The sequence below is a fragment of the Sphingomonas sp. PEI4 genome (assembly GCF_056679955.1).
The window spans coordinates 3,211,691-3,225,472 of the sequence record NZ_CM155258.1 but is presented as its reverse complement, the minus strand read 5'-3'; the positions used below and the strand labels follow the sequence as shown (position 1 = coordinate 3,225,472).

8 protein-coding genes are annotated in these 13,782 nt (G+C 66.2%); 5 read left to right on the top strand and 3 right to left on the bottom strand.

Annotation, left to right across the window (positions count from 1 at the left end; all coding sequences use genetic code 11):
- Positions 1-111 precede the first annotated feature (111 nt).
- Together AC1MLZ_RS14895 and AC1MLZ_RS14890 are read right to left on the bottom strand one after the other, a co-directional pair.
- Positions 112-2,085: an OPT family oligopeptide transporter gene (locus tag AC1MLZ_RS14895; protein WP_480959153.1), complete on the bottom strand. Its 1,974-nt coding sequence runs from the start codon at positions 2,083-2,085 to the stop codon at positions 112-114.
- A gap of 201 nt (positions 2,086-2,286) precedes the next feature.
- Positions 2,287-3,528, bottom strand: coding sequence for an N-acetylmuramoyl-L-alanine amidase (locus AC1MLZ_RS14890; protein WP_480959152.1), 1,242 nt, complete (start codon positions 3,526-3,528; stop codon positions 2,287-2,289).
- Between the two features lie 551 nt (positions 3,529-4,079).
- On the opposite strand from AC1MLZ_RS14890, the gene AC1MLZ_RS14885 reads away from it, so the two are divergent.
- The 5 genes from AC1MLZ_RS14885 to AC1MLZ_RS14865 all read left to right on the top strand — a co-directional run bounded on the left by AC1MLZ_RS14885 (position 4,080) and on the right by AC1MLZ_RS14865 (position 11,816).
- The gene (locus AC1MLZ_RS14885) at positions 4,080-7,028 is read left to right on the top strand and encodes an Rne/Rng family ribonuclease (RefSeq protein WP_480961572.1); all 2,949 of its coding nucleotides are present in this window, start codon (positions 4,080-4,082) and stop codon (positions 7,026-7,028) included.
- Between the two features lie 729 nt (positions 7,029-7,757).
- On the top strand, positions 7,758-9,113 hold the full coding sequence (locus tag AC1MLZ_RS14880) for a M48 family metalloprotease (RefSeq protein WP_480959151.1): 1,356 nt from the start codon (positions 7,758-7,760) through the stop codon (positions 9,111-9,113).
- On the top strand, positions 9,110-9,820 hold the full coding sequence (locus tag AC1MLZ_RS14875; protein WP_480959150.1) for a DsbA family protein: 711 nt from the start codon (positions 9,110-9,112) through the stop codon (positions 9,818-9,820). The genes AC1MLZ_RS14880 and AC1MLZ_RS14875 overlap by 4 nt, the downstream gene beginning before the upstream one ends.
- A 177-nt stretch (positions 9,821-9,997) precedes the next feature.
- Positions 9,998-10,927, top strand: coding sequence for an ABC transporter ATP-binding protein (locus AC1MLZ_RS14870; protein ID WP_480959149.1), 930 nt, complete (start codon positions 9,998-10,000; stop codon positions 10,925-10,927).
- 127 nt (positions 10,928-11,054) lie between these two features.
- The gene (locus AC1MLZ_RS14865) at positions 11,055-11,816 is read left to right on the top strand and encodes an ABC transporter permease (RefSeq protein ID WP_480959148.1); all 762 of its coding nucleotides are present in this window, start codon (positions 11,055-11,057) and stop codon (positions 11,814-11,816) included.
- Positions 11,817-11,882: 66 nt separating this feature from the next.
- On the opposite strand, the gene AC1MLZ_RS14860 is transcribed toward AC1MLZ_RS14865, so the two are convergent.
- A complete protein-coding gene (locus AC1MLZ_RS14860) occupies positions 11,883-13,733 on the bottom strand; it encodes a CocE/NonD family hydrolase (RefSeq protein ID WP_480959147.1) in 1,851 nt (616 codons plus the stop codon).
- Positions 13,734-13,782 lie beyond the last annotated feature (49 nt).

The window sequence follows — 13,782 nt, the reverse complement described above, 5'->3', positions numbered from 1 at the left end:
GGGGTGGTGGAATGGGCCAAGGCCCCAACCCAATCTTGTTCTCCCGCGAAGGCGGGAGCCCAGTCTGGATCCCCGCCTTCGCGGGGAAACAACCTTACTTCGACGGGTGAGTTACCGCGAAGCCGCCATCGTCCGCCGATACATCACCCACGTCAGCACCGCGAACAGCAGCGTCCCGCCAACCAACGCCACGCTAGCAAACCCGTCCCCGACCAGCGCCAACGGCGTCTCCTGGTTGGTCAGGTACACGATCCCCGCAAACCCGACGCCCCACAGCGACTCCCCGACGATCATGCCCGTCGCCGTCAGCACGCCCATCCGCTTGGCAAGTTCAGGATCCCGAGCCCGGTCCGCCCAGCGATCATACGCAAACCCGACGACAGCCCCGATCGTAACCGGCAGCGTCACCGACATCGGCAGATACACGCCGAGCCCTACCCCAAGCGGCGGCAACCGCAGCTTGCCCGCCTTGCCGAGCAACTCGTCGACCGCGATCACCAAAACGCCAGTCAGCGCCCCATACCCGATCATCGCCCAGTTCAGATTGCCCCCCAGCACACCCTTCGCGAGCGCCGAGATCAACGCCGCCTGAGGCGCCGCCAGCGCATTGGGCCCCGCCCCCGGCGCGCCGGCAAACCCCAGAGTGCTACCGAGCAAGTTCAACACCGGCGGCACCACGATCGACCCGAACACCACGCCGATCAACAGCGCGACCTGCTGTTTCCAGGGCGTCGCGCCGACCAGCTGGCCGGTCTTCAGATCCTGGAGATTGTCGTTCGAGATCGTCGCGATCCCGAACACGATGCCCGTCACGATCAATCCGTACGCGACCAGCGCCTGCGTCGTCCCCGGCTCGACCGCGCGGCCGAACCACGACACCAGCAGGATCGACGCCGCGAGGATGGCGAGGATGCCGATCCCCGACACCGGCGAGTTCGATGCGCCGATCAGCCCCGCCATGTATCCACACACCGCCGCGATCACGAGGCCGATGACGAGGATGAACACCAGGCTCCCCGCGATCAGCCCGATCGCCGATGCCTCCAGCGGACCACCCTGCAACACCGTCCACAGCAGGATGCCGATCGGCACCAGCATCGCCAGCGACGCGATCCCGACGATCCCGATCGGAATGTCGCGCTCCTCCAGCGCCAGAATCTCGCCGCCCCGCTTGGCCGCCGAAGCCGCCAGCGCCGAACGCACCCCGCCAACGACAGGCCCGGCGATCTTCAAGAGCGTCCAGATCGCGGCAACGCCGATCACGCCCGCACCGAAGAAGCGAACGTCCGAGCGGAACACGGTGGTCGCAATCACTTCGGCGGTGCCGGTCACGCTCCCGCCCGAGGTCAGGATCGGCAGCAGGATCCACCACCCGATCACCACTCCCGCGAACATCGCCATCCCGACCGAGATGCCGACCAGATGCCCCGCGCCGAGCAACGCGAAAGACAGCCCGCCCGAGATCCCGGTCGCACCTGCGCCGACGCGGAACCACGTCGCGGCTTCGGCGGCGGCGAGCTTGGTCTGCGTCAGGATCGCGAAACCGGCCGAGACGACCGCATTGGCGACGATGATGCCCAACCCGCGCGCGCTTTCCTCGCCGCCTTCGCGACTGCCCGCGCCGACCTTCAGAACCTCGGCGGCCGCGCGGCCCTCAGGGTACGGCAACACCGTGTCGACGACCAGCGCGCGGCGCAGCGGTACCGAGAACAGCACCCCGAGCACGCCACCGAACATTGTGATCGCCGCGGTGGTGAAGAACGGAAAGCCCTGCCACCAGCCGATCATCACGAGACCCGGCAGCACGAAGATGATCGCGGCGAGCGTGCCCGCGGCCGATGCGATCGTCTGGACGATGTTGTTCTCGAGGATCGTCGAATCCTTGAACGCCCGCAGCACCGCCATCGAGATCACTGCCGCCGGGATCGACGTCGCGAACGTCAGCCCGATCTTGAGCCCGAGATAGACGTTCGCCGCGGTGAACAGCAAAGTGATGATCCCGCCGAGCACGATCCCGCGAAAGGTAAGCTCGCGCATGCTCGTCTCGGGTCCCGTTTCGGGTACGCCCCGCGTCGCGTCGGTCATCTGGTGTGTCCTGAAAATTCAGGCTCCCGAATGCCGCGTAAGCTTCTGGAGCGCAACCACCGCCCCCTCCGTCACCGGACCTGTTCCGGGGTCCACGGTTCCGCAAACTCACTTCTCTCGATTATGCGGAACGGTGGATGCCGGAACGAGCCCGGCATGACGGAGGAGCGGGAGGAAACCGTATCGCGCACCACTAGCTTGCTACCGCGCCGCCATCCGCCGCGCGAAATGCACCTCGACCGCCCGCGTCACGCTCTCCGCGATCCGGTGCCGCCCTTCCTCGCTGTCCAAAAACGCCGCGTCCTGCGGATTCGAGATATAGCCCGTCTCGAACAGGATCGACGGCATGTCGGGCGCTTTCAACACCATCAGCGACGCCATCCGGTGGAAGTTCGCCTTGAGCGGCATCAACGGCCTGGCCTCGCGCCCGAGTAACCGCGCGAACGTCGCCGAGGCGTTCATCGTCTCGCGCTGAGTCAGGTCGATCAGGATCGACGACACGTCCGCGGGCGCCTCGCCGAGGTTCACGCCGGAGATCACGTCCGCCTTGTTCTCTCGTGCCGCCAGCCGTGCCGCTTCCTTGTCAGACGCCACCTCGGACAGTGTGTAAGCCGTCGCGCCGGTCGCATTTTCAGAGCCCGTGCTGTCGCAGTGGATCGAGATGAACAGGTCACCCTTCAACCGCCGGGCAACTCCGTACCGTTCGCGCAGGATCAGATACCGGTCGTCACTCCGCGTCAGCGCCACGCGCACGCGCCCAGACGCCAGCAGCTCGTCGCGGATGGCTTTCGCGACCTTCAGCGTCACGTCCTTCTCGCGCAGTCCGTTCGGCCCGATCGCGCCCGGATCGACGCCGCCATGCCCTGCATCGATCACCACCAGTGGTCGCGTGTCGTCGCCCTGCACGCGCGGCAATTTCATGCCCCGCGCCTTGGGCGGCACAGGGACCGACACCTTGTACTTGGGCCGCGACGCAGCCCCAAAATTGAACGGGAAGAAGTTCAGCGGCCCGGCGATCCCCGCCTGCGCGAACTGGGCGTGATCGACCGTGCGCAATGCCAGCGTCAGTTCCCGCCCATCGGAATCGAACCCGCCGTCCGTGACGATGGCCGGCTCGGCCAGATCGAACACCATTCGCATGCCTGAACGCCCGCTGCGCATCTGCGTAACGCCGGTCACCAGCCCCCGCGCCGCGACCTCGCGTCCCGGAGTCGCGCCGGTCACGTCGACCGCGATCTGACGCGGCCCGGTCAGCACGCGGCTAACGGCGTTGCCGACCGCTTCGTCGAAGCGGATGACGATCCGCCCGTCACGAATCGCGACGCTCTGCACGGTCGCCGCCCAGGCGGGGACGCTCGACAGCCAGCCGGCCATGAGGGCGATCACCGTGAACACCCCGCGTCCTTGCCGTGCGGATCGCCCGCCGGTCCAGCGAAAAGCCATGATACACCCCTTTGATCGATACATCCGATCGCTGCACGGAAAGGTAAGCCCCGGCGTCCCAAGAGCGGGTTGCGGTGTGCGGTTAATTTGCCGTTTGCCATGAATTTGCCGGCAAGGCTGTGCCGGCCCGGCAAATCTGCGCCTTCCCGCCCTTAATTCGAGCCGAAACGCGCGCGAAACCAGGCTCTCCGGGGCTAGTTGCGAGATCGGGTATGCAGTGCTAGTCTTGTCGTACAGCCGTGTGTCGCCTAGTTTTACCAGCGACGCGCCGGTCTCCACGCCCGCCTGCGGATCCTTCGCCGGCGCCGCACTTCAGGTTGACGCTCGAATGACGCATTCCCCCCGCCCCGCTCTCCGACCGGCTTTCGCCGACGGTATCGCGGTCGTGCGGGCGCCGCAGGGAGAGTTCCCGCGGCATGCGAACCGAGCAGAGGCAGTTTCGCATACCATCCGCGAGTCAGGGCGTCCGTGCCCGACCGCACCACCATCAAGCGCGCAACGGCTGCCGACAGGCCCGGCGCGCGCGCGGAGAATCTATAATGACAACGCGCATGCTGATCGACGCACGCCACCGGGAAGAGACCCGGATCGCAGTCGTCAAGGGTAACCGGATCGAGGAATTCGATTTCGAGAGTGCCGAACGCAAGCAGCTCAAGGGCAATATCTACCTCGCCAAGGTCACGCGGGTCGAGCCGTCGCTCCAGGCGGCGTTCATCGATTACGGCGGCAATCGCCACGGCTTCCTCGCGTTCAGCGAAATCCACCCCGATTACTACCAGATCCCCAAGGAAGATCGCGACGCGCTTCTCCGTGAGGAAGCAGAACATGCCGCCGAGGAGGCCGCCCTGCGCGCCGATTACGATTCGGACGAAGACGAGGGTGACGACGAGGACGACATCGAGCGCTTCGAGGACGATGGCGGGGTAGACCCCGACGTCGCCGACGAGCTCGAAGGCGGCGAAGAGGCCGGTGACGCACCCCGTCGCAAGCGCAAGCCAAGCGCCGACGATGCCGCGGTAGAGGACCTGCGCGAGCGTCGCATGAACCTGCGCCGCCGCTACAAGATCCAGGACGTGATCCATCGCCGCCAGGTGCTGCTCGTCCAGGTCGTCAAGGAGGAGCGCGGCAACAAGGGCGCGGCTCTGACCACGTACCTCAGCCTCGCCGGTCGCTACTGCGTGCTGATGCCGAACACGTCGCACGGCGGCGGCATTTCGCGCAAGATCAGCAACGCGGGCGATCGCAAGCGCCTGAAGACGATCATGGCCGACATGCAGTTGCCGCCGTCGATGGGCTGCATCGTCCGCACCGCGGGCCTCCAGCGCTCGAAGGTCGAGATCAAGCGCGACTTCGATTACCTCGCCCGCCTCTGGGACGGCATCCGCGAAGCCACGCTGAACGCGTCGGCCCCCGCGCTCGTCTACGGCGACAGCGACCTGATCAAGCGCGCGATCCGCGACATCTACAACAAGGAAATCGAAGAGGTCATCGTCGAGGGCGAGGACGGCTATCGCCAGGCGCGCGAGTTCATGCGCCTGCTGATGCCGACGCACGCCCGCCGCATCAAGCATTACGCCGACCCCGTACCGCTGTTCCAGCGCGCTGGCGTCGAGGATCAGCTTGCCGCGATGTACCACCCCGTCGTCCAGCTGAAGTCGGGCGGCTACCTCGTCATCAACCCGACCGAGGCGCTCGTCTCGATCGACATCAACTCGGGCCGTTCGACGCGCGAGCATTCGATCGAGCAGACCGCGACCGCGACCAACCTCGAAGCCGCCCAGGAAATCGGCCGCCAGCTCCGCCTGCGCGACATGGCCGGGCTCGTCGTCATCGACTTCATCGACATGGATAACAATTCCAACGTCCGTAAGGTCGAGAAGGCGATGAAGGAGGCGCTCAAGAACGATCGCGCGCGCATCCAGATCGGCCGCATCTCGTCGTTCGGCCTCATGGAAATGAGCCGCCAGCGCCTGCGCACCGGCGTGCTCGAAGCCTCGACGCGCCCCTGCCCGCATTGCGAAGGCACCGGCCTGGTCCGCACCGCGTCGTCGTCGGGCATCTCGGCGCTTCGCCTTATCGAGGACGAGGCCGCCCGCGGTCGCGGTTCGCTGCTCACCCTGCGCGCGAGCCAGGAAGCGGCGGTCTACATCCTCAACCGCAAGCGCGCCGACATCGCCGAGATCGAGGATCGCTACGGCGTGATCGTCGAGATCATCCCCGGCCAGGACGAGGAAGGCGCGCACATGACGGTCGATGCCAGCGGCCCGCCGCCCGCGCACGCCCCGAAGTTCATCCAGATCATCGAGGAAGACGAAGACGACCTCCCCGAGGAGATCGAGGACGAGATCGAGGAGGACGAGGTCGAAGAGGCCGAAGCCGAGCAGCCGCGTCGTCGTGAGCCCCGCGAACAGAATGCACCCCGTGAGGGTCGCGATGCAGACGGTGAAGGCGGCAAGAAGCGCCGTCGTCGTCGCGGTCGTCGCGGTCGCGCGCGTCCGGGTGAAGAGGGCGCAGCAGAGGGCGCCAACGAGGACGGTTCGTTCGAAGACGCCGACACCAACGTCGAGGAAATCGACGAGGTCGAGGGCGACATCGTCGAAGTCGGCGGTGGCGAAGCGGTCGAGGCTGGCGCTCCTGCCGACCAGGCGAATGGCGTCGAGGGCGAAGGCCGTCGTCGTCGCGGTCGTCGGGGGCGTCGTGGCGGTCGCCGCAACGAGCAGGGCTCGGAGAACGGCCAGTCGGTCGCCGTCAGCAGCGTCGACGACGCCCAGCTGATCGCCGAGGCACCAGAAGCGGAAGCGTACGAGCCGGTCGAATCGACCTATGCCGAGCCCCCTTACGAACCCGCGTTCACGCCAGCCGTCGAGGAAGCTCCGGTCGCGGAAGTCGCCGAGGGTCCGAAGATGCGCCGTCGTCCGCGCGCGCGTGCGGCCGCCGCTGCGGCAAACATCGTTGAGGCGGTGGCGGATGCAGCGCCCAAGGCACGCCGCGGTCGCAAGCCGCGCGCGGTCGAGGCGGAAGCCGAGACGGTTGCGCCGGAGCCGGTGGTTCCGGAGCCCGTCGTTCCGGAGCCGGTCGCTCCAGAGCCCGTCGCTGCCGAGCCGACCCCAAAGCCGGGCCGCCGTCGCCGCGCGGCGGTCGCCGACGCCACGATGGAAGAGGTGAGCGTAACGCCCGCCGAGACCATCGAAGCCTCCGCGCCGAAGCCGAAGCGTGCGCGTCGCAAGGCATCGGACGCAACGGTCCAGACTCCGGCGGTCGAGGCCGCGCCCGTCGAGGAAGCGCCTGTAAAGGTCGCCAAGCCCCGCGGTCGTCCTCGCAAGACGCCGATCGTCGAAGCCGGCGATGCTGCCCCGACCAGCGAGCCGCTCGCCACGCCGTTCGAGACCACCCCGGTAAAGGCCGAAGTCCAACCTCAGGACATCGACACAGCCGATAATAACGACGACCCCGACGGCTCCCCCCGCCGCGGCTGGTGGCAGCGCACCTTCGGCGCCTGACGCCGAAGCCTAACTACCAAGGAAACGGGCGCGACCGAAAGGCCGCGCCCGTTTTCGTTTGTGGCGAGGGGCGATCGTCGGGCCGCGGGGTATCCTTCAGCGTCCAACGCCCCCTCTCGGGAAGGTCGAAAGCTTGTTTCCCCGCGAAGGCGGGGACCCAGACTGGGCACCCGCCTTCGCGGGTGAACAAGACAGGAGAGCGATGCGAGGTTTGGGTTCCAGCGCCGTATTGGGGCACACATGAAACCTCCAATCGCTACCACCCCGGCAAAGGCCGGGGCCCAATTGGAACGGTGGCAATAATCGAGGCCCGCCCACAGTTAGCATCGTTCCCCAATTGGACCCCGGCCTCCGCCGGGGGTGGTGGTCAGACGGCACTTTCAAGAACACGCCATCTCACGCCAACGAACCAAAACCCGTCACCCGAGCGCAAGCTGGGGTATCCCACGTGGCACGCGACACCCGCCAAACGATGATATCCCAGCTTTCGCTGGGATGACGGAGAGAGAGAGAGACGAGGACAGCGGGTGGTGTCGCCACCCACTTACCCCCCCGGGCAAACCCCTGTCCTACACAAGCAGACCCTGCTCCCCTCCCCAACGCCACCCCCACTCCCCATCAACCCCGCAAAAACCGCTCCCCGCGCCTATACTTCCTGTACTTCACTCCACCGCACGCCCGGCCGCACGACCATTGCCCCCCCGCCCCCAATCAACGATAACCCGTAAAATGAAGCGCTTCGTAGCCGCCGCAGCCACCGCCCTCCTCCTCTGGACGACGCCCCTCCAAGCCCAGTCGATCCTCCGCGACGCCGAGACCGAAACGATGTTCGCGGAGATGTCCAACCCGCTCATCAAGGCGGCCGGGCTATCGACGCGTGACGTGAAGGTCGTCCTCATCAACGACGACTCGATCAACGCGTTCGTCGCCGGCGGCCAGACCGTCTACGTCCACTCAGGCCTCATCCAGGCCGCCGACAACGCCAACGAAGTCCAGGGCGTCATCGCGCACGAGCTCGGCCACATCGCAGACGGCCACGTTGTCCTCGCCGACCGCGGTACCAAGCCCGCAATGGGCATGTACCTCCTCTCGATGGTCCTCGGCCTCGCCGCGATGGCTGCCGGCAGCGGCGAAGCGGGCGCCGGCATCATGGCCGCGGGCCAGCAGGCGGCGATGGGCACCTATCTCTCGTTCAGCCGCGTCCAGGAATCCACCGCCGACGCCACCGGCGCCAAATTCCTGCGCGAAGCCAACGTCACCGGCCGCGGCATGCTCAGCTTCTTCAAGAAATTGCAGCAGCAGGAATACCGCTTCGGCACCGCCAACATCGATCCCTTCATGCAGTCGCATCCGCTGTCCGGCGAACGCGTCGCGACGCTCACCGCCGATCTGCAAGCCTCCCCCGCCTGGGCCAACAAACCCGACGCGGCCCTCGAAGAACGCTTCCGCCGCGTAAAGGCCAAGCTCGCCGGCTACGTCATGCCCGCCGACCAGACGCTGCAGGCCTACCCGCCCTCGAACCAGTCGATCTACGCGCACTACGCCCGCGCCTACGCGTACCACAAAGCCGGCTACCCCGAAAAAGCCGATGCCGAGGCCAACGCGCTGGTGAAGGCCGAACCCACCGATCCGTATTTCCTCGAGATCAAGGGCCAGATCCTGCTCGAAGCCGGCAAGCCGGTCGAGTCGCTGGTCCCCTTGCGCGAAGCCACCGAAGGCTCGCGCAACAACCCGCTGATCGCCACCACCTTCGGCCACGCGCTGATCGCGACCGAGAACAAGGCGAACTATCCCGAGGCGACCAAGGTGTTACGCACCGCGGTCGGTCGCGACGATCAGAACCCGTTCGCCTGGATGCAGCTCGGCACCGTCTACGAGCTGACCGGCGACACCGCACGCGCAGCGCTCGCCACCGCCGAGCGCGCCAGCATGGGCGGCGACATGCGGACCGCGTCGGCGAGCGCGCAATATGCGCTGGCGAACATCCCCGCGAACACGACCGACTGGATCCGCGCGCAGGATATCGCGATGGCCGCCCAGAACGAGATGGACGACAATCCCAAGCAGTATAAGCGCCGCAAATGAGCAAATTCACATTCCCGGCGATCGCTGTAGCCGGCGCCGTTATCGGAGGCCTCGCGGTCTGGGGCTATGACCGCCAGGGCGGCGGCGTCGAGCGCGCGCAGGTCGAGTCGATCGTCCACGACTACGTCCTCGCGCACCCCGAAATCCTCCCCGAGGCGATGGAAAAGCTTCGCGACCGCGAGTCCGGCAAGACCGTCACCGCCAACCGCGACGCGATCGTCACCCCGTTCGGCAGCGCCTGGGCCGGCAACCCCAAGGGCGACGTCACGCTGGTCGAGTATTTCGACTATAACTGCGGATATTGCCGCGCGAGCCTGCCGATGATCGCCAAGCTGATCGCCGCCGACCCCAAGGTCCGCGTGGTCTTCCGCGAACTCCCGATCCTCAGCGCCGAAAGCCGCATCGCCGCCCGCGCCAGCCTGGCGGCGGCACAACAGGGCAAGTTCGCCACCTTCCACGACGCGCTCTACGCAGGCGGCCAGGTCAGCGAAGCCTCGATCGCAGCGGCCGCGAGCCGGGCAGGCGTAGACACCACGCAAGCAAGCTTCACCAAAACCGCCGACGCAGAAATCGCCAAGAACATGGAAACCGCCGCCAAACTCGGCATGACCGGCACGCCGAGTTGGGTGGTCGGCGACCGCGTCCTCTCCGGCGCGCTGCCGCTGGAGGACCTGCAAAAGGCGGTGGCTGCGGCAAGAGCGGACTAACCCTACCCACTCCGTCACCCCGGACTAGTTCCGGGGTCCACCGTCCCGCAAACTCTCAAGCCGTTGGTTCGCGGAAGGGTGGATGCCGGAACAAGCCCGGCATGACGGAGTGGGTTCGGCAGCCCTTACTTTCCCGTCCCCCGCTCCCCATCTGACACCCACGAAAAAGGGGTGCCAATGACCGAACCGATCCTGTCCATCGCGGGCGTCACCAAGACCTACAAGAGCGGCACCACAGCCCTCCACCCCGTCGACCTCGACATCAAGAAGGGCGAGATTTTCGCCCTCCTCGGCCCCAACGGCGCAGGCAAGACGACGCTCATCAGCATCATCTGCGGCATCGTCACGCCGACGGCCGGCACGATCAAGGTCGCCGGCTACGACGCGATCCGCGACTATAAGCAGGCCCGCAGCCGCATCGGCCTCGTGCCGCAGGAACTGAACGTCGACATGTTCGAGACGGTGCTCGCCACCGTCACCTTCAGCCGCCGCCTGTTCGGCCGCTCCGGCCACAGCGCGTACATCGAACAAGTCCTCCGCGACCTCTCACTCTGGGACAAGCGCGACGCGAAGATCCGCGAACTCTCGGGCGGCATGAAACGTCGCGTCCTGATCGCCAAGGCCTTGGCCCACGAACCCGAGATCCTGTTCCTCGACGAGCCCACCGCGGGCGTCGACGTCGCCCTGCGCCGCGACATGTGGAAGCTCGTCCACCGCCTCCGCGAAGGCGGCACGACGATCATCCTGACGACACACTATATCGAGGAGGCCGAGGAGATGGCCGACCGCGTCGGCGTCATCGACAAGGGCAAGCTGCTGCTGGTCGACGACAAGGCGTCGCTGATGAAGAAGCTCGGCAAGCGCGAGCTGGATGTTTCGCTCCAGGACCCGATGACGACGATCCCCGCCGACCTCGCCGACTGGGACCTGTCCCTGGAAGACGACGGCAAGCGCCTCCGCTACGTGTTCGACGCGCAGGCCGATCATACCGGCATCCCGTCGTTGCTGCGCAAACTCGCCGAACTCGGCATCGGCTTCAAGGATCTCGAAACCAGCAAATCGAGCCTCGAAGACATCTTCGTCGATCTCGTCGGAGAACGCGCATGACCCCGTCCAGACTCCTCCGTCACCCCGGACTCGTTCCGGGGTCCACCGTGCCGCAAACCAACGGCTCAAAGATTATGCGGAACGGTGGATGCCGGAACGAGCCCGGCATGACGGGAGGAGAACGCGCATGAACACCCACGGCATCTGGGCGATCTACCGCTTCGAAATGGCGCGCGCGCTGCGCACCTTGTGGCAGAGTCTCGTCACCCCCGTCCTCACGACCTCGCTCTATTTCATCGTCTTCGGCGGCGCGATCGGCAGCCGCATGCAGCATGTCGGCGGCGTCGATTACGGCAGCTTCATCGTCCCCGGCCTGATCATGCTGTCGTTGCTCACGCAGAGCATTTCGAACGCGTCGATCGGCATCTACTTCCCCAAATTCACCGGCACGATCTACGAACTCCTCTCCGCACCCGTCTCGGCAATGGAGATGGTGATCGGTTACGTCGGCGCGGCGACCACCAAGTCGGTGATCCTCGGGCTCATCATCCTCGCGACCGCGTCGTTCTTCGTGCCACTGCAGATCGAGCACCCGTTCGCAATGATCACGTTCCTGATCCTGACCGCAGTGGCGTTCAGCCTGTTCGGGTTCATCATCGGCGTCTGGGCGAACGGCTTCGAGCAACTGAACTTCGTCCCCGCGCTGCTGATCACGCCGCTGACGTTCCTCGGCGGCGCGTTCTACTCGATCGACATGCTGCCCCAGCCGTGGCGCACCGTCAGCCTGTTCAACCCGGTCGTGTATCTGGTGAGCGGCTTCCGCTGGAGCTTCTTCGGGCAGGGCGACGTCGCGGTCGGCGTGAGCCTCGCGGTCACGGCCGGATTCCTCGCTGTATGCCTGATTGCGATAGCCTGGATCTTCAAGACCGGTTGGCGGATGAAGAACTAAAACCATGTTTCCCCGCGAAGGCGGGGACCCACTCTGGGCTCCCGCCTTCGCGGGAGAACAAGCTTCTCAGCGCATAACCGGCAACGTGATCCGCGAGCCGGCGCAGACCTTCTGCGTCGCCCGCACGTAATCTCCCGGTTTCGCCCGCCCGATATTCGCCACGAACGACTGCGGGTTGCGGTCGATCATCGGGAACCAGCTCGACTGCACTTGCACCATGATCCGGTGCCCCGCCTTGAACACATGGTCATGGTCACGCAGCGGCACGTCCCATGCGACGACCTTACCCGGCACGAGCGGCTGCGGCGCCGTATCGCTCGCCAGGAACCGCCCACGCCGGACCTCCATTGCGATCGGCAGCTGATACCCGTTGAGCGTCTTCGCATAGTCACCCGGCTGTGCCGTGCGGCCATCAAACACCTCGGTATCGTCGGGCAGCACGTCGATCAGCTTCACCACGAAATCACTGTCCGTGCCCGTAGTCGACGCCTGCAACGTAGCCGACAGCGCCCCCGTCACCGTCAGGTCCGCGGCGAGAGGCTCCGATACATAGCCAAGCACATCCGGCCGGTGATCGACGAAGCGCTGGTCGTCCGCCTCCCACCACGCCCAATCGGGACTCGCATAGGTCGCCGACATCGGCCGCCTGCGGAACGGCACCGGATTCGCCGGATCGGACACGTAATCGCGACACAACTCGCCCGCGGCCGGCGCAGTGAACGACAGGCTGCCGTCTTCGTGCAGATACAGCTCGGTCGCCTTCGCCCCCGTCGGAGGCCAAACCGCGTAGGTCTTCCACAAGTTCGACCCCGACTGGAACATCTTCGCTGCAAAGTCCGGCCGCGGTCCCTTGCCGTGTAGCCAGTATGCGAAGAACGGCGCCTGGATCTGCTCCTGGAATTGCGTGCCGCTGGCCGTACCCAGCGGGATCGGGCCCAGGTGATCCGCCGCCCCCTGCCACCCGCCATGCCGCCACGGCCCCGCCACCATCTGGGCGAGATGGTTCGGATCGTTGCGCTTCTGCCTGGCGTAGATCTGCCATGAGCCCCACGGATCCTCCTGATCCCAGAACCCCGCCACGTTCAGCGTCGGCACGGTCGTCTTGCCGAGCGAGTCCGTCCAGCGCTGCGCGGTATAAAAGCTGTCGTGATTGGGATGATCGAGCAGCGCCGTGAACATCGGCACGCGGCCTTTGAAGACGTTCCGATCGATCGCCTCCGCCGAGCCCGCCTTCAGGAAATAGTCGTAGGTATCGCTCGGATACGCAAAGTCGGAATTCTTGGTCTTATCGAGTTGCAGCGACGACACCCAGTCCGTCGCGTAGCTCAGCCGCAGCGCGCCGTTGCGGTGCAGGTCGTCCGACTGCCAGTAATCGATCCACGCGGCTTGCGGGGAGACGGCCTTCAGCGCCGGATGCGGGTTCGCCAACGCCACCGCGGCGGCGAAACCGGGGTAGGACACGCCCCACATGCCGACCTTGCCGTTGTTGGCGGGGACGTTCTTCACCAGCCAGCCGACCGTGTCGTACGCGTCCGTCGCCTCGTCGACCGCTTTTGGATCGTTCGAATGAACCGCGGTCGAGAGGGTGAAAACGCCGTCCGACTTGAACCGCCCCCGCATAGACTGGAATACGAACACGTACCCGTCTTTCATCAGCGCCGCGAACCGGTTGGCGTTGGCGAACGGCGCATCGGGCACGCCGTAGGGGGTCCGCTGGAGCAGGATGGGCAGCGGTCCGGTCATCCCGCGCGGCCGCATGATGACGGTCTGCAACTTCGCGCCGTCGCGCATCGGCACCATCACCTCTTCGAACGTGAAGGGGGACTGCACCGCGGTTTGCGGCGCCGTCTGCGCGAGCGAAGCGACGGGGATCGCTGCGGTAACCGCAAGCGCGAGCAGGAAGGCGTGGCGCGACATGGATTTTCCCTTCGTGAACCGTGCCGCGATTGGACGAACCCACGAAGGC